General features: G+C 62.3%; 15 protein-coding genes. 6 read left to right on the top strand and 9 right to left on the bottom strand.

Annotated features, from left to right (window positions below; translation table 11 throughout):
• Position 1: 1 nt before the first annotated feature.
• Genes RLCC275e_RS30080 through RLCC275e_RS30060 form a run of 5 tightly spaced genes read right to left on the bottom strand, consistent with a single transcriptional unit; the run spans position 2 to position 3,874 of the window.
• Positions 2–682 carry a TadE/TadG family type IV pilus assembly protein gene (locus RLCC275e_RS30080; RefSeq protein ID WP_033183514.1) on the bottom strand — a complete coding sequence of 227 codons (681 nt, stop codon included), beginning with the start codon at positions 680–682 and terminating at the stop codon, positions 2–4.
• Positions 654–2,294, bottom strand: coding sequence for a TadE/TadG family type IV pilus assembly protein (locus tag RLCC275e_RS30075; RefSeq protein ID WP_003553334.1), 1,641 nt, complete (start codon positions 2,292–2,294; stop codon positions 654–656). The genes RLCC275e_RS30080 and RLCC275e_RS30075 overlap by 29 nt, the downstream gene beginning before the upstream one ends.
• Positions 2,291–3,088: a TadE/TadG family type IV pilus assembly protein gene (locus RLCC275e_RS30070; RefSeq protein ID WP_033183515.1), complete on the bottom strand. Its 798-nt coding sequence runs from the start codon at positions 3,086–3,088 to the stop codon at positions 2,291–2,293. Before RLCC275e_RS30070 ends, RLCC275e_RS30075 begins: the two co-directional genes overlap by 4 nt.
• A gap of 5 nt (positions 3,089–3,093) precedes the next feature.
• On the bottom strand, positions 3,094–3,657 hold the full coding sequence (locus RLCC275e_RS30065) for an A24 family peptidase (RefSeq protein WP_033183516.1): 564 nt from the start codon (positions 3,655–3,657) through the stop codon (positions 3,094–3,096).
• A gap of 13 nt (positions 3,658–3,670) precedes the next feature.
• Positions 3,671–3,874, bottom strand: a complete 204-nt coding sequence (locus tag RLCC275e_RS30060) for a hypothetical protein (protein ID WP_003548168.1) — start codon at positions 3,872–3,874, stop codon at positions 3,671–3,673.
• A 468-nt stretch (positions 3,875–4,342) separates the two neighbouring features.
• On the opposite strand from RLCC275e_RS30060, the gene RLCC275e_RS30055 reads away from it, so the two are divergent.
• Positions 4,343–5,656: a TadA family conjugal transfer-associated ATPase gene (locus tag RLCC275e_RS30055; protein ID WP_245485088.1), complete on the top strand. Its 1,314-nt coding sequence runs from the start codon at positions 4,343–4,345 to the stop codon at positions 5,654–5,656.
• A gap of 22 nt (positions 5,657–5,678) precedes the next feature.
• Here RLCC275e_RS30055 and RLCC275e_RS30050 read toward each other — a convergent pair whose 3' ends face one another.
• Genes RLCC275e_RS30050 through RLCC275e_RS30035 form a run of 4 tightly spaced genes read right to left on the bottom strand, consistent with a single transcriptional unit; the run spans position 5,679 to position 10,714 of the window.
• Positions 5,679–6,224 carry a sarcosine oxidase subunit gamma gene (locus RLCC275e_RS30050; protein WP_033183518.1) on the bottom strand — a complete coding sequence of 182 codons (546 nt, stop codon included), beginning with the start codon at positions 6,222–6,224 and terminating at the stop codon, positions 5,679–5,681.
• Positions 6,217–9,174: a sarcosine oxidase subunit alpha family protein gene (locus RLCC275e_RS30045; RefSeq protein ID WP_033183519.1), complete on the bottom strand. Its 2,958-nt coding sequence runs from the start codon at positions 9,172–9,174 to the stop codon at positions 6,217–6,219. Before RLCC275e_RS30045 ends, RLCC275e_RS30050 begins: the two co-directional genes overlap by 8 nt.
• Positions 9,171–9,452, bottom strand: coding sequence for a sarcosine oxidase subunit delta (locus tag RLCC275e_RS30040; protein ID WP_033183520.1), 282 nt, complete (start codon positions 9,450–9,452; stop codon positions 9,171–9,173). Before RLCC275e_RS30040 ends, RLCC275e_RS30045 begins: the two co-directional genes overlap by 4 nt.
• Before the next feature lie 11 nt (positions 9,453–9,463).
• Positions 9,464–10,714: a sarcosine oxidase subunit beta family protein gene (locus tag RLCC275e_RS30035; protein ID WP_033183521.1), complete on the bottom strand. Its 1,251-nt coding sequence runs from the start codon at positions 10,712–10,714 to the stop codon at positions 9,464–9,466.
• Between the two features lie 87 nt (positions 10,715–10,801).
• Between RLCC275e_RS30035 and RLCC275e_RS30030 the strand changes: the two genes are divergently transcribed.
• The 5 genes from RLCC275e_RS30030 (at position 10,802) to RLCC275e_RS30010 (ending at position 15,589) form a co-directional block, all read left to right on the top strand.
• Positions 10,802–11,761 carry a GlxA family transcriptional regulator gene (locus RLCC275e_RS30030; RefSeq protein ID WP_033183522.1) on the top strand — a complete coding sequence of 320 codons (960 nt, stop codon included), beginning with the start codon at positions 10,802–10,804 and terminating at the stop codon, positions 11,759–11,761.
• Between the two features lie 79 nt (positions 11,762–11,840).
• The gene (locus tag RLCC275e_RS30025; RefSeq protein WP_033183523.1) at positions 11,841–12,524 is read left to right on the top strand and encodes a helix-turn-helix domain-containing protein; all 684 of its coding nucleotides are present in this window, start codon (positions 11,841–11,843) and stop codon (positions 12,522–12,524) included.
• A gap of 88 nt (positions 12,525–12,612) precedes the next feature.
• On the top strand, positions 12,613–13,521 hold the full coding sequence (locus tag RLCC275e_RS30020) for a class II glutamine amidotransferase (protein WP_033183524.1): 909 nt from the start codon (positions 12,613–12,615) through the stop codon (positions 13,519–13,521).
• A gap of 38 nt (positions 13,522–13,559) precedes the next feature.
• Positions 13,560–14,246 carry a GltB/FmdC/FwdC-like GXGXG domain-containing protein gene (locus RLCC275e_RS30015; protein ID WP_003548139.1) on the top strand — a complete coding sequence of 229 codons (687 nt, stop codon included), beginning with the start codon at positions 13,560–13,562 and terminating at the stop codon, positions 14,244–14,246.
• A 14-nt stretch (positions 14,247–14,260) separates the two neighbouring features.
• On the top strand, positions 14,261–15,589 hold the full coding sequence (locus RLCC275e_RS30010) for an FMN-binding glutamate synthase family protein (protein WP_003548137.1): 1,329 nt from the start codon (positions 14,261–14,263) through the stop codon (positions 15,587–15,589).
• The last annotated feature ends 31 nt before the right edge of the window (positions 15,590–15,620 follow it).

The raw sequence follows: 15,620 nt of genomic DNA, 5'->3' as shown, positions 1-15,620 counted from the left end.
CTTATTTCGCTCCCGGAAAGACGCCGTCGAACAGATCGCCGGAATCGCTGGCCACATCGCGGATTTCCCGGCGCAGCGTCGGATCGTAGCCTCGGCGCGTGGTATCGTTATTGTGCGAGGCAAACAGCGTTGAATCGTCGACCGTGAACGCGTCCTTCCAGCGGAGGCTCTTGATCGTATCGAGATCGTCGGAATCCCTGAACTTGTAGACCCGGTCGGCGGTCGCGGTGACTAGCTGCGGCTTCTCATTGGCGAGATCGCCGACCATGTCGCCGAAATCGCGGCCGTCGCTCTTCAAGGTATTTTGTACGTCGTCCCAGACAAAGGTGCGCTGAGGGTCGCCGTCGCCTTCATGCGATGGCGTGCGCGAGCAGCTCATGGCGTCGCCCCCGGGCAGTGCCGGCAAGGCCGGGATGGGGAAGACGTTCGAGAAATCCGACGTGCAGTCCAGCCCATTCGCCTCGGCGAAGGCGGCGTTGCGCATGGCAAGCATGGTTCCTACCTTTTTGGTGGAAATCTTGTTGGCGTGGATGACGAAAATCACGATCAGCAGGATAACCGGCGCGGCGAGCACGAATTCGATAGAGGCAAGGCCGCGCCTGTCGCGGTGCAGCCGCATCAGCAGCCCGCGGCCCGGAGGCCCGCCCATAGGCTCAGTGTGTGTTGACGGCAGCCCAGGCATTGGCTCCTCCTCGGTCGAAGACGCGGGTCAGGCCGGTAAAACTGTCGGCCGCCGGGCTCTGCTTGATGGTGTTCGAAACCTCGCCGATATCGTCGGCAAGCGTGGCGGGCGCAAGCGATGCCAGCCAGTCCTGCGTGTAGAGGTCGAAGGCCGTGTAATTGTGAACCCAGCTCTGCGCGAGCGCATAGGCGGACGGTGTCTTGTCCTTGAAGATGCGGATCTGCAGCCTGGCGCGCGGGGCGCGCGAAACGATCGCCAGCGTCTGGTAGTCGTCGAGTTGCTCGCCGCCGAAGGGCGTGAAGTTGAAAGGTGTGCGTCCCTTCAGCCAGTAGGGCTTCGGGAAGGAGACGACAGGCAGCGCGCCTGCCATCGAAATCGCAGCGCCCGCCGGGCTGCAGACCCCATCCCAGATCGTGTCGAACTTGCGGGTGAAATCATTCTCGTCCTTTGTCTGAGAATCAGAATAACGCGGCGGTACGTCGATCGGCAGCTGGAAGGGATTGGTGACGCCGAAGCCGACGCCGAAGACCTTGTCCGCGAGCCAGAAGCTGACGTCGAGCGCTGCTTCTTCCAGCCAGCTCAGATCGCCGGCATATTGCTCGACGATCGCCTTGAACGGCACCTTGCTCAGGTAAGCCGGGCCGAAGGCTTCATAAAAGATGTAAAAATTCACCAGCGCATCGTCGATGCCGCTTTCGTGGTTCACCCAGTCGCGAATATGGCTGCCGTCGACTCCGCCCGCGGTCAACGGACCCTTGCCGTTGGGGAAGCCGCGGTTGGCAAATTCACCGCGCATGAGAAACGGGTCCTGCCCCTGCGTACCGTAGGTCATCGCAATGCACATTTCAGCATAGGCCGAGGCGGGATTGATGCCGTCGCGATCGACCGGCAGGTTACCGCCAGCGCCTTCTCCAGCCTGGCCGCAGGATTCGCACGGCGGATGGAAGACGACGTGGTCCGACTTGTTCAGGCGCACCAGATGCAGGGCTTCGTTGCCGACGCGCTGGGGAAAGCTCTCGACGAGATAGTCGTTGAGGTCGTTCATGGCGTCGATGATGTCGCTGGACTTCACGATGAGGCCCCAGGGATCATAATCGAGTTGTGCTTTCACCGTATATCCAATCGCCAGGCCGGCTTCCGTCGCCCGGAATCCTTGGAAAGCCAGGCAAGCGCCGTAGATGATGCCACCGACGATCGGGACCTTCTGCCAGCCGGGGCAATAGGGCATCGGGGGAAGCGGCGGCAGCAGCGAGGCCGGCCCGAAGCCTTCGGTGAAGGAATATTCGGCAAGTTTCGCCAGAATGGCGGTCGAGCGCAGGGCCAGTTCCGCCGTGGTCAGCTGGAAGGCGACCGATGTTGCCATGACGACGGTTGCCTGTGAGGAGGCGACGTTGTTCATCGCCATGATGTTGAGATAGCGGGCTTCCCAGTCGGCATGGACGAGTGCTGCGGCATCGGCCGTGTCCTGCGTGCGCTGCTTGTCGTAGATCATCTGTCCCGTATTCAGGATCCAGACGATCATCAGGGCGAGCGCGATCGTCATGTAGAGAATGATCGGTGACAGGAAACCGCGTTCGTCGCGGTGCAGGCGCTTGATGAGGGTCGGTGTCATAGCAGGTTCACCTCCGCCGTCGAGATCGTGTAGTAGCGGCCGTCTTTCCTCTGGCCGCGGGCAAAGACCCAGCCGGCATATTCGAGCAGCAGGAAGCGCGCTTCCACCTTGGCGGTGACCGGCACATGCGGCGAGCGGTTGATGGCGGCATAGAGCGCCATCGGGGCGCGGTCGACGGTCACCGTGACGTTCTGCGGGTCGAACATGTAGCGAGCCTGGTTGCGCATCGCGCGCCAGTTCTTCGAAAGCCCGGAGGCATCGGCAAGGCTTTTCAGCGCATCTTCCGGCGGCTGGCAGGCACCGACGCATTTCAACTGGTCGTAGGGTGCGGCCGGGATCAGCGCCAGGCGGGCGGCAAGATCGGCCTTGCCGGCTGCAGCGTCGTCATCGCAGGTCTTGACGTCGATTAGGCTTCTAAGGGTGATCGGCAGGGCTGGGCAGAAATAGACGCGGGCGCTGCGGGCCGCCGTATAGGCGGCATAGTGGGTGAAGAGGTGGTTTTTTGCCAGGATGGTGAACTGGAAGACCACGAACATGAAGAAGACGAAGACCGGTGTCACGAGCACGAAATCCATCATCGTCGTGCTGCCGGAGATATCGTCGTGAAGCTCCGATATTCGGCGCCGGCGGGCGGAAAGCCGCGGCAGCAGCAGCATCGAGGCAAGCAGCATCATGGCGATCGCAAAGGTACCGAGGAGCGCGCCGTGATCCTCAGGGATCCAGAAGGTCCGTGAGTGCAGGATCGAACTCCAGAAGGCACCGTCGAAGATGGGGCGTTCGAGTTCCGCGCGCATTGCCGTTACCTCACGAATGAAAGAGGGGTGAAATCGGGCATGAAAAGGCACCAGAGAAGTCCGAGAGCGGCGGCAACGCCGAAGCGGACGGTATGATGGGTTTCGCGCGGCCTCAGCACGGAAGCGGCATCGCGGAAACCGGCAGGCAGGAGAAGCGCGAACAATCCGACCGTTCGGGCCAGCACGTTCCACTGAACACGCCGCGCCATGGAGAAAACGGCGATCACGCCGCCGACCATCAGCGATGCAAGGGTGACGTCGATGGCGGGCCAGAGACCAAGAATGGCGCCGAGCGCCGCCATCAGCTTGACGTCGCCGCCGCCGCAGCTTCCGGCTGCGAAGGCGATGAAAAAGATCAGGCCGGCTGCAAGGAGGCCTGCGAAGGCAAGCCCTATCCCTGCGAGACCGCCGCTGACTGCCGCCAACATGAACCCGCCAAGCAGGCAAGGATAGGTGACGGCGTTCGGGATATGACCGTGGCGATGGTCGAGCACCGCCGCGGTCATGGTGCAGGCGACGGCAAGAGCCGCCGCCGCAGGCATCAGGGTCAGATCATAGGTCGTATCCATGATCCCGACCCGCTTATTGACCCGGCTCAGGAATTCTCTCGGCATCCGAGAGCGCCGTGTTCTTTTCGTTGAACCATTCGCCGATCTGTTTGCCGAATGCGAGCAGGATCAGCATCAGCGGAATGACGATCAGGGCGACGGCCAGGACGATCTGGGCCATGTCGCCGCGCTCGTCCTTGTGAAGTGCAATTGCGAGAGTCTTGAGTTTACCAAACATGTGAGTACTCCTCATTCCCAGGTTTGTTTCGGATCTAAGCCGTGGTGAAGATGAACCAAGCATGCGCTATCGATCCGAACGAGTATGTTGCTCGTTCCAATGATATTTTCTGCTTCAGCTTTTCTTCCCCGGCGGCCAACGTTTGTTGAGCAACACCATTAAGACCCAAGAGTGCGCCCAAGGCCAGCCCTCCGTCAAGCAAACGAAACGAAGGGTTCCAATTGTCTTGGAGGCATCGGCTGCAAAATCGCAGTTGACGCCGGATCTTTTCAACTAAGCTTTTGAACAGGCTACAGTTTTACCGGCGTAGATGAAGTTTTTGACGGCCGCACGAGGCTTCGTCTACTGCTCCATAATTGGCCAATTCTTTCAAAGCGATAGAAGAAACGGCGTACCGCGGTCGGAATCGCTGCCTGCGCGGCGCCCGACCATGGCGTTGTTTGATGATCTGGATTAAGCTTTCGTCAAATGGTGGGTATCGCCCGCCAGTCGATCCGGAGAGAGAACGATGGAAACGATGAGCAGCATCTTAATACTTGGATTGGTCCTCATTCCATTGATGATGTTCTTTCCGACCGCGGTTCAGATGATGGCGACGCTGTTCGGCATGAGCACGGTCCTGGTCGGGATGCCGCTCTGATGAAGGCCGTTTCCGACGACGCCGCCGAACAGGCGACCTTCCAGGTCCTGACCCGGGCGCTGGACAAGCTGCTCGGGCCGATCCGTTTTCTCCTCGACGATCCGAGCGTGTCCGAAATCCTGATCAACGGCACATCCGACATCTTCGTCGAAAGGCGAGGCAAGCTCGAACGCGCCGATACGCGGTTCGCCAGCCGTGAAGACCTGGAATCGGCCGCGCGCAGCATCGCGCAGTTCTCAGGCAAGCGGTTGACGCCGGAGGAACCGAGCGTCGAGGCCCGTCTGCCGGATGGTTCGCGCGTGCAGATGATCCAGCCGCCCGCCTCCCGCACCGGGCTTTGCATCTCCATCCGCCGCTTTCTGAAAGAACATCGCAGCATCCACGATCTCGTCACCCAGGGCAGCCTGACCGAGCAATCGCTGTCACTGCTGCAGGCGGCCGTCGGGCTGCAGAAGAACGTCATCATCTCCGGCGGCACCGGCACCGGCAAGACGACGATGCTGAACGCGCTGTCGGAAGCCTTTGCCGACCACGAGCGCATCATCGTCATCGAGGACACGTCCGAACTGCAGATCCGCAAGGAACATGTGGTGTATCTCGAAGTGACCAAGCCCGACCGCTTCGGCCGCGGCGGCGCCAGCATCCGCGACCTGTTCCGCTCGTCGCTGCGCATGCGGCCCGACCGGATCATCGTCGGTGAGTGCCGCGGCGGCGAGGCGCTCGATATGATCCAGGCGATGACGTCAGGTCACAGCGGCAGCCTTTCGACGGTGCACGCGAACACGCCCTATGACTCCCTGCACCGGCTGGAAACGCTGGCGCTGATGTCTGATATCGACATGCCGCTTCGGCCGCTGCGCGCCCAGATCGCCTCGGCGGTCGACGTCGTCGTGCAGATCGCCCGCTTCAAGCGCACCGGAAGGCGCCGGGTGATCGAGATTTCCGAGATCAAGGGTCTGAACAATGACGGCCAGTATATCGTCGAAAGCATCTACAAGCTTGAAGGCGATGGTCATTCCAATCCGGATGGCGCACTGCTGTGGACCGGTGTCGTGCCGAGCTTTGCCGCCGATGCGGTCGAAGAATTGCAAGGCGCGGAGCGCCCCGAATGGGTCGGTGCCGCCGCGCTGCATACAGCTTAAAAACGATCGAAACCCGGCTCTATCAGACGCTATCCTTTTCAGCGCTCGCCGCCATATGCACGAGATCGTCCCAGAGGCTTTCGGCAAAACTGCGCAGAACCGTAAGCTCGAAGCTGTCATTGCCGGTGCGGGCGATCTGCACCGAGAGATGACCGACCATCGTCATGGCCGAATGGCCGTCCGGGAAGACGGAAGGATCGAGATCGACGGCGGTCCCCCTTGAGAGCAGCGCCCGCGAAGAACGGCCGGAAACGCCGATGCGCACGCGCCCGTGGCTCTGGTCCATGACGAAGGCCTTGCCCGCAAGCGCTGCCACAAGAGCATCGAGGCTGGCGGGAACTAGCGGCTCGTCGCCGGCGACGAACCATTGTCGGAAGCCCGCCTTACGGATCGAACTTTTCGCAAAGCCTGCTTTCACCAATTCCGCGGCGAGCGCGGTTGGCTCGATTGCGCCGAGCACATGCAGGAGATGGCCCTCCGGCAAAGCTTCCAGCCGGATGTCCGCCCCTGGGATGCCGTTATATGCAGCCCCGGCAAGAACCGGTTTGTGTTGCGGAAGATCACGCATGGAGCTTCTCGTTTTCGGGGTCGATGAAGACGGGATGGCAGAGCACCGCATCGGTGAATTCGTTGCGCAGGCCGTTCCAGACCGTCACCTTTTCACCGATGCGCTCCGGACCACGCCTGACGAGCGCCAGGCCGATCGTATGGCCGAGCCCCGGCGAAAAGGCGCTTGATGTGACATAGCCCTGGTCGTTTTCGAGCGTCGCGGCAACGCCGTCGGCAAGAATATGCGAGCCGGTGCGGAAGCCGCTTGCCGGATTGAGCGGCTTGACGCCGACAAGGCGCGGCCGCTCAGGATCCTGCAGTCCTTCGCGGGCAAGCATTGCCTTGCCGATGAAATCCGGCTTGGTTGATGAAACCATGCGGCCGAAACCGAGATCACCAGGCGTCACCGTGCCGTTGATCTCGGCATGGGTGACATGGCCCTTTTCGATGCGCATGACGCCGAGCGCTTCGGCGCCATAGGCGCAGATGCCATGTTTCTCGCCCGCCGACATGATCGCATCGGCAACACCTTCGCCGTAGCCGGCCGGTACTGCCAGTTCGTAGGCGAGTTCACCGGAGAAGGAGATCCGGAAGAGCCGGCCTTCGAGGCGGCCACCGAAGAGGGAGACCTTGCGGGCGCTCATGAAGGGGAAGGCCGCATCCGACAAGTCCTCGTCGACGATCTCCTGGAGAATGGTACGCGACTTCGGCCCGGCGACGGCCATCTGCGCCCATTGATCGGTCGAGGAGGCGAAGCAGACGTCGAGTTCCGGCCAGAGCGTCTGGGCGCAAAATTCGAGATGGGTCAGCACACCGGCGGCAAGTGCGGTCGTCGTCGTCATGAAGAAATGGTCGTCACTGAACCGGCTGGTGGTGCCGTCATCATAAATGAAGCCATCCTCACGCAGCATGATGCCGTAACGCGCCTTGCCGACGGCGAGCTTGGCGAAGCCGTTGCAATAGATGCGATCGAGGAAGGTCGCGGCATCCTTGCCTGATATTTCGATCTTGCCGAAGGTCGAGACGTCGCAGAGGCCGGCATTCTTCCGGATGTTCAGCACCTCGCGGTCGACGCTTTCGCGCCAGGTCGTCTCGCCGGGGCGCGGGAACCAGGCGGACCGGTACCAGAGGCCGGTTTCGACGAAGACCGCGCCGTTCTTCTCAGCCCAGCCATGCAGCGGCGATTTGCGGGCCGGCTGGAAATGTTTGCCGCGCGATGTCCCGGTCAAGGCGCCGAAGGAAACCGGCGTATAGAAGGGCCGGAAGGTCGTCGTTCCCACCTCGGCGGGCGACACGCCGCGCGCCTCGGCGAGAATGCCGATGGCGTTGATGTTGGAAAGCTTGCCCTGGTCGGTCGCCATGCCTGATGTCGTGTAACGCTTGGCGAGTTCGACATGGCCGTAGCCTTCGCGGACGGCGAGGCCCAAATCCTTGAGATGCACGTCGTTCTGATAATCGACGAAAGCCTTGCCCTTCGAACCCTTGATCGACCAAAGCGGCTTTGCCTGTGCAGCCGTCTCGGACGCCGCGGCAAAGGCCGGCTCCGCCGCTGCGAAACCGATCGCCTTCAGCGCCGCCGCTGCCTTTGCGGCGCCATCCCCGAGGCAGGTCGCCGTTTGCGCAAGGCCGGCGGCCGAGCCGGCAACGGCCAGACCTTCCTGCTGGACGGGCGCCAGAAACGCCGAGGCCTCGTCCGACCATTGCGGTTTTGCACCGCGATGGCAGGCAAGATGAATGATCGGGCTCCAGCCGCCCGACATGGCAAGCGCATCCGCTTCAATCCGACGGGTGCCGGTTGCGGTTTCGACGCTGACGCCGCGCAGGCGCTTGCCGCCAAACGCATCGATGAGCCTGGCGCCCTTCAGCACTTCGGCGCGGCCCTGCCAGCTTTCGCCTGCATCCACGCGGCTGTCGACGATCGCCGCAACTGCGAGGCCGGCGGCCTCGAGATCGGCGGCGGTGCGATATCCGGCATCGTTGGTGGTGAAGATGACCGTGCTTCTGCCGGGCGCGACCGCTTGTCGATTGAGATAGCTGCGCATGGCGCCTGCCATCATCACACCGGGAATATCGTTGCCGCCGAAGACGAGCGGCCGCTCTTCGGCGCCGGTCGCAAGGATCGCCTGGCGGGCGACGATGCGCCACAACCGTTCGACGGGGCGTTCCGGGTCGGGCATCGCCACATGCTTCTGCACCCGTTCGACCGCACCGAAGACATTGTCGTCGTACCAGCCGAACACCGTCATGCGCGGCAGACGGCGCACGTTCTCCAGGCTCGCCAGTTCGGCAAGCAGCTCGCCGAGAAGCGCGCCCGCCGGCTTGCCGTCGACGGTGCCGCTGTCGGAAAGCAGGCTGCCGCCGAGTTCGGATCCCTCGTCGGCGAGGATGACGCGCGCACCGGCGCGGCCGGCGGTGAGTGCTGCGGCAAGACCGGCGGGGCCGGCGCCGATCACCAACAGATCGCAATGCGCCCAGCATTTCTCGTAAGTGTCGGGATCGGCCTCGTAGGAGGCCCTGCCGAGGCCCGCCGCCTTGCGGATCACCGGCTCGTAGAGCTTTTCCCAGAGGGCTGCCGGCCACATGAAGGTCTTGTAGTAGAAACCGGCGCTGAGGAAAGGCGACAGCAGCCCGTTGACCGCTCCGACATCGAAGCTGAGCGAAGGCCAGCGGTTCTGGCTCTTTGCCGTCAGCCCCTGGTAAAGCTCGATCATCGTGGCGCGCGTATTTGGTTCTGTGCGCCCGCCGCTGCCTGTCGTCACCAGCGCATTCGGTTCGGCAGCCCCCGCCGTCAGGATGCCGCGCGGGCGGTGATATTTGAAGCTGCGGCCGACGAGCTGGACGCCGTTGGCAAGCAGCGCCGAGGCAAGCGTATCGCCCGGATGGCCTTCGAGTGGCCTGCCGTCGAAATTAAAGCCGAGCGTCGTGGCACGATCGATGCGGCCGCCGGAGGAAAGACGGAAGCTCGTCATGCCGGTTCTCCGCCGAGCTTGGAAAGGGCGGCATCCCTGACGCCGTGGACCACATGAGTGACGGTATCGCGTTCGACTATCAGCCAGCGGCGGCATCCGGAGGAATGGTGCCAGTATTCGCTGTGCCGGCCCCGCGGATTGTCGCGCAGATAGACATAATCGAACCAGGCCCCCGCACCGGCATCCGGCGCCGGCCGGGCAAGTCCCGCATCGCCGCGAATCGAAAATTCCTCCTTGGGTCGGGCGCCGCAATGAGGACAGGAAATCAAGCTCGCCATCTTAAATGTCCTCAGTGCAGATTGGGCTGGGCGCCGACGCCCTTTTCGTCGATCGGATAGCCGCGCGCGAAGCGGTCGAGCCGGAATGCGCGAGCGGTCTGATGCGGCGTATCGCGGGCGATCAGATGGGCGTAGCAGAAGCCGGAGGCGGGCGTGGCCTTGAAGCCGCCGTAACACCAGCCGGTGTTGAGATAGAGATTGTCGATATGGGTGCGGTCGATGATCGGCGAGCCGTCCATGCTCATATCCATGACGCCACCCCAGGAGCGCAGATAACGCACGCGCGACAGCGACGGGATCAGCGCCAGCCCGGCTTCGGCGACATGCTCGACCGAAGCGAGATTGCCGCGCTGGGCATAGGAATTGTAGCCATCGATGTCACCGCCGAAGACGAGGCCGCCCTTGTCCGACTGGGACGCGTAGAAATGCCCGGCGCCGAAGGTGACGACCGTGTCGATGAAGGGCTTCAGCCCTTCGGAAACGAAGGCCTGCAGCACATGGCTTTCGATCGGCAGGCGAAGGCCGGCCATATCGGCGACGACGGTGGAGTTGCCGGCTGCTGCGAGCGCCAGCTTGCCGCAGCCGATGAAGCCCTTGCTGGTCTCGACGCCGGTCACCTCACCATTTTCGCGGCGGATGCCGGTCACCTCGCACTGGGTGATGATGTCGACGCCGCGCTGATCGGCGCCGCGCGCATAACCCCAGGCAACGGCATCGTGGCGCACGGTGCCGCCGCGCGGCTGGAACAGGCCACCCATGATGGGGAAACGGGCATTGTCGAAATCGAGGAACGGCAATTTCTTGCGCACCGCCTGCCGGTCGAGAAGCTCGGCGTCGACGCCGTGCAGCCGCATGGCGTTGCCGCGGCGCGTATAGGCGTCGCGCTGCGCGTCGGAATGGAAGAGGTTGAGCACGCCGCGCTGCGAGACCATGGCGTTGAAGTTGAAGTCTTGCTCCAGCCCTTCCCAGAGCTTCATCGACAGCTCGTAGAAGGGATTATTACCAGGCAGCAGATAGTTCGAGCGGATGATTGTCGTGTTCCTGCCGATATTACCGGAGCCGAGATAGCCCTTTTCCAGAACGGCGACATTGGTGACACCGAATTCCTTGGCAAGATAATAGGCGGTGGCAAGGCCATGGCCGCCGCCGCCGACGATAATGACGTCGTAATGCGGCTTCGGCGCCGGATCGCGCCAGGCTGGCGCCCAGCCTTTGTTGCCGCGAAGGCCGTTCAGGAAAATCGAAAGAGCGGAATAGCGCATGGGTCAATCCGAAATGAACAGCTGCATGATGCCAGAAAGAAGCGGGCGGACTTGCACATTAGGGACATAAATCGCTAAGAAAGAGACATGTCCTCACTTGATAGTAGAAATGTCCAGACAATCGGCTTCATCCTTATCCCGGGATTTGCGCTGATGTCCTATGCTTCGGCGACCGAACCGCTGCGGGCGGCAAATCTCTTGGCCGGACGCGAGATCTATCGGCTGCAGATCTTCTCGCCGGATGGCGCGCCGGCGCTCTCCTCCTCGGGCACAAGCGTCCCCGCCGAACCTCTCCCGGTCAGGGGCTCCGGGCTTGGAACGGCCTTCGTCTGCGCCGGCGGCTTGCCCCGCGACTGGCGGTATCCCGGCGTGCTTTCCTGCTTGCGGCAGCTGTCGCGCGAAGGTGTGAGGATCGGTGGCATCTCGGGCGGTCCCTATCTGATGGCCGCCGCCGGACTGCTCGGCGGCCGCGACTTCACCATCCACTGGGAGCATGCGGCCGCCCTTCTCGAAGCCTTCCCGGCTCTCACGCCGCGCCAGGCGCGCTTCATGATCGACGGCAACAGGATTACCTGCGGCGGCGGCATCGCACCGCTCGACATGATGCATGTGCTGATCGCCGAGCGCATGGGGCCGGATTTCGCCCGCCGGGTCAGCGACTGGTATCTTCATACAGAGGTCAACGAACCCGCTGCACCCCAGCGCGCCTCGCTGGCGCAGCGTTACGGCGTCCATCATCCCGGCCTGCTCAGCGTTCTCGAACGGATGGAGGAGACGATCGAGATGCCGCTCGAGCGTTCCGCCATGGCGCGCATCGCCGGCGTCACCACCCGCCATCTCGACCGGCTCTTTTCGGCCCATCTCGGCATCACCTACCTTGATCAGTACCGCAGGATCAGGCTGCAGCATGCCCATCGCCTGCTGAAGCAGAGCCCGCTCTCCGTCTCGGAAATCGCGGTGGCTACCGGCTTTTCCAGTCTGAGCCATTTTTCCCGGATGTTTCGTGCCCTCTATGGCATCGCTCCGCGCGCGGCGCGGCGGGAATAGTTTTCTTCACGGTTGAGGAATTTTCACTATGACGATAGGGTTGCCTTCAGACAAAAGAGAAGGCGGCGGTGGAAAACCCATGAAATCCAAGCGTGAAGCGGCAGAGCAACCGGAACAGGCGCATGGCGGACGCGCTCCTTTTTCCCAGGATCCGCACGCCGTCCGCGAGCCGAAGGAAAACAACCTCGAAATGGCGATAGGCCATGAGGTGCGCGCCTACCGCAAGAAACTCGGCATCACGGTCACCGATCTGGCGGCCGCGACCGGCATTTCACTCGGCATGCTGTCGAAGATCGAGAACGGCAACATCTCGCCGTCGCTGACGACGCTGCAATCGCTGTCGCGGGCGCTCGGCGTACCACTGACGGCCTTCTTCCGCCGTTTCGAGGAACCGCGCAATGCCGTCTTCGTCAAGGCGGGGCAGGGCATCGAACTCGAACGGCGCGGCACGCGCGCCGGGCATCAATATAATCTGCTCGGCCATATCGACAACAATACCAGCGGCGTCATCGTCGAGCCTTACCTCATCACATTGACGGCCGATTCCGACACCTTCCCGACCTTCCAGCACGAGGGCATGGAATTTCTCTACATGCTCGAAGGCGTGGTCGTTTACCGCCATGGCGACCAGCTTTTCCAGATGGAGCCGGGCGACAGCCTGTTCTTCGATGCCGATGCGCCGCATGGGCCGGAGCAACTGGTGAAACTCCCGAGCAAGTACCTTTCGATCATCACCTATCCTCAGCGGAGCTCGAAAGCCTGACTTGCCTTAAAAGAAAAAATCTTTCTTGCGAGTTGAAATCCCCAAACAGACCTGCTAGTCCTTTCTCAACACGAACGGAGGTCTGGTCATGTGCGGAATTGTGGGTCTCTTCCTCAAGGATAAAAGTCTCGAACCGGAGCTCGGCGCACTGCTGTCCTCGATGCTGGTAACGATGACGGATCGAGGGCCGGACAGCGCCGGTATCGCGATCTATGGCGACGCCAGCGGCAACAATGCCAAGATCACCATCCAGTCGGCCAATCCGAAGAAGGATTTCGCCGGCCTCGAGGCCGAGCTCGGCCAGGCGGTTGGCGCACCGGTCGCCATCCAGGTTAAGAGCACGCACGCCGTCGTCACGCTTGCGAAGGATCTGCTCGATGCGGGCAAGGCAGCCGTTTCGGAATTGCGTCCGAACATCCGCATCATGAGCAGCGGCGATGCCATTGAGATCTATAAGGAAACCGGCCTGCCGAAGGATGTCGTCTCCCGCTTCGCGGTCAATTCAATGGCCGGCACCCACGGCATCGGCCATACCCGCATGGCGACGGAATCAGCCGTCACGACGCTCGGCGCCCATCCTTTCTCCACCGGCTCCGACCAATGCCTGGTGCATAATGGCTCGCTGTCCAACCACAACAATCTGCGCCGCGAGCTGAAGCGCGAAGGCATGACCTTCGAAACGGAAAACGATACCGAGGTCGCCGCCGCCTATCTGACGGCCGAGATGGCCAAGGGCAAGAATCTCGGACAGGCGCTGGAAGGCGCGGTGGATGACCTCGACGGCTTCTTCACCTTCGTCGTCGGCACGAAATCCGGCTTCGGCGTCGTGCGCGATGCTATCGCCTGCAAGCCCGCCGTCATGGCCGAAACGGACCAGTATGTCGCCTTCGGTTCCGAATATCGGGCGCTCGTCAATCTGCCCGGCATCGAGAACGCCCGCGTCTGGGAGCCGGAGCCTGCAACCGTCTATTTCTGGGATCACCAGAAGGTCGCTTGACTGGCGCCTCATGCGTATTCTCCAAGGGTTATCGAAACATGCCTGTCATTGATCTTGCCACTACGCCGTTGCGTGAACTCAACAGCGCCCTGCACAACATCCAGAACGGTTCGAACGATCTTTCCTTCGAAGTCGTCAATCCGCGCGGCAGCCATTCGGTTGCCGTCGGCATCGATGCGCCCGTCACCGTCGACGTGAAGGGATCCGTCGGCTATTATTGCGCCGGCATGAACGACGGTGGGACCGTCACCGTTCATGGTTCGGCAGGGCCGGGTGTTGCGGAAAACATGATGTCTGGAACAGTCGTCATCGAGGGCGATGCCAGCCAGTATGCCGGCGCAACCGGCCGCGGCGGCCTCCTTGTCATCAAGGGCAATGCGGCATCGCGCTGCGGCATCTCGATGAAGGGCATCGACATTGTCGTTCATGGCAATATCGGCCACATGTCCGCCTTCATGGGCCAGTCCGGCCACCTCGTGGTGCTCGGCGATGCCGGCGATGCGCTTGGGGATTCGCTCTACGAAGCGAAGCTCTTCGTGCGCGGTTCGGTCAAGAGCCTGGGTGCCGATTGCATCGAAAAGGAGCTGCGTCCCGAGCATCTGACGAAGCTGGCCGAACTTCTGGAAAAGGCGGGCGTGACCGAAGTACGGCCCGAGGAATTCAAGCGTTACGGCTCTGCCCGCAAGCTCTACAATTTCAATATCGACAACGCCGACGCGTATTAAGGCGAGGGACTATCATGAGCTATCACAACCCCTATACCCCGCCGCGCAAGTCCGCGACCTTCGACGATTACACGCTGGCGGAAATCCGCCGTGCTGCGGCAACCGGCATTTACGACATCCGTGGCGCCGGCACCAAACGGAAGGTTCCGCATTTCGATGACCTGCTGTTTCTCGGCGCATCGATCTCGCGCTATCCGCTCGAAGGTTACCGCGAGAAGTGCGACACGTCGGTCGTCCTCGGCGCACGCTTCGCCAAAAAGCCCATTCACCTGAAGACGCCGATCACCATTGCCGGCATGAGCTTCGGTGCGCTGTCCGGCAATGCCAAGGAAGCGCTCGGACGCGGCGCGACGATTGCCGGAACCTCCACCACGACTGGCGACGGTGGGATGACTGATGAAGAGCGCGGCCATTCGCAGACGCTGGTCTACCAGTATCTGCCGTCGCGATACGGCATGAATCCCAAGGATCTGCGTCGCGCCGATGCGATCGAAGTGGTTGTCGGTCAAGGCGCAAAGCCCGGCGGTGGTGGCATGCTCCTCGGCCAGAAGATCTCCGATCGCGTTGCCAACATGCGCAATCTGCCGAAGGGCATCGACCAGCGCTCGGCCTGCCGTCATCCGGATTGGACCGGCCCGGACGACCTTGAAATCAAGATCCTGGAACTGCGTGAGATCACCGACTGGGAAAAGCCGATCTATGTGAAGGTCGGCGGCGCGCGTCCCTATTACGATACGGCGCTTGCCGTGAAGGCTGGGGCCGACGTGGTGGTGCTCGATGGCATGCAGGGCGGAACCGCCGCGACTCAGGATGTCTTCATCGAGAATGTCGGCATGCCGACGCTCGCCTGCATCCGCCCCGCGGTCCAGGCGCTGCAGGATCTCGGCATGCATCGCAAGGTGCAACTGATCATCTCGGGCGGCATCCGTTCGGGCGCCGACGTGGCGAAGGCACTGGCGCTGGGTGCCGATGCCGTTGCCATCGGCACGGCAGCACTCGTTGCCATCGGCGACAACGATCCGCATTGGGAAGAAGAATACCAGAAGCTCGGCACGACGGCCGGCGCCTACGACGACTGGCACGAAGGCAAAGACCCGGCCGGCATCACGACGCAGGACCCGGAACTGATGAAGCGACTTGATCCAATCGCCGCCGGCCGCCGTCTTGCCAATTATCTGAAGGTTATGACGCTGGAAGCCCAGACCATCGCGCGCGCCTGCGGCAAGAACCACCTTCATAACCTGGAGCCGGAAGATCTTTGCGCGCTGACGATGGAGGCGGCCGCCATGGCCCAGATCCCGCTCGCCGGCACAAACTGGTATCCCGGCAAGGGAGGCTACTGATTTCTACTACCGGCCGGGCAAACGTCCCGGC

It is taken from the genome of Rhizobium brockwellii (genome assembly GCF_000769405.2).
GTDB lineage: Bacteria > Pseudomonadota > Alphaproteobacteria > Rhizobiales > Rhizobiaceae > Rhizobium > Rhizobium brockwellii.
This window is presented reverse-complemented; position numbering and strand designations above follow the sequence as displayed.

Coding starts and splice junctions, on each gene's coding strand:
- RLCC275e_RS30070 (WP_033183515.1), bottom strand. CDS start 3,088: ATGCGCGCGGAACTCGAACGCCCCATCTTCGACGGTGCCTTCTGGAGT.
- RLCC275e_RS30015 (WP_003548139.1), top strand. CDS start 13,560: ATGCCTGTCATTGATCTTGCCACTACGCCGTTGCGTGAACTCAACAGC.
- RLCC275e_RS30065 (WP_033183516.1), bottom strand. CDS start 3,657: ATGGATACGACCTATGATCTGACCCTGATGCCTGCGGCGGCGGCTCTT.
- RLCC275e_RS30035 (WP_033183521.1), bottom strand. CDS start 10,714: ATGCGCTATTCCGCTCTTTCGATTTTCCTGAACGGCCTTCGCGGCAAC.
- RLCC275e_RS30030 (WP_033183522.1), top strand. CDS start 10,802: ATGTCCTCACTTGATAGTAGAAATGTCCAGACAATCGGCTTCATCCTT.
- RLCC275e_RS30010 (WP_003548137.1), top strand. CDS start 14,261: ATGAGCTATCACAACCCCTATACCCCGCCGCGCAAGTCCGCGACCTTC.
- RLCC275e_RS30080 (WP_033183514.1), bottom strand. CDS start 682: ATGCCTGGGCTGCCGTCAACACACACTGAGCCTATGGGCGGGCCTCCG.
- RLCC275e_RS30020 (WP_033183524.1), top strand. CDS start 12,613: ATGTGCGGAATTGTGGGTCTCTTCCTCAAGGATAAAAGTCTCGAACCG.
- RLCC275e_RS30045 (WP_033183519.1), bottom strand. CDS start 9,174: ATGACGAGCTTCCGTCTTTCCTCCGGCGGCCGCATCGATCGTGCCACG.
- RLCC275e_RS30055 (WP_245485088.1), top strand. CDS start 4,343: ATGGTGGGTATCGCCCGCCAGTCGATCCGGAGAGAGAACGATGGAAAC.
- RLCC275e_RS30025 (WP_033183523.1), top strand. CDS start 11,841: ATGAAATCCAAGCGTGAAGCGGCAGAGCAACCGGAACAGGCGCATGGC.
- RLCC275e_RS30040 (WP_033183520.1), bottom strand. CDS start 9,452: ATGGCGAGCTTGATTTCCTGTCCTCATTGCGGCGCCCGACCCAAGGAG.
- RLCC275e_RS30075 (WP_003553334.1), bottom strand. CDS start 2,294: ATGACACCGACCCTCATCAAGCGCCTGCACCGCGACGAACGCGGTTTC.
- RLCC275e_RS30060 (WP_003548168.1), bottom strand. CDS start 3,874: ATGTTTGGTAAACTCAAGACTCTCGCAATTGCACTTCACAAGGACGAG.
- RLCC275e_RS30050 (WP_033183518.1), bottom strand. CDS start 6,224: ATGCGTGATCTTCCGCAACACAAACCGGTTCTTGCCGGGGCTGCATAT.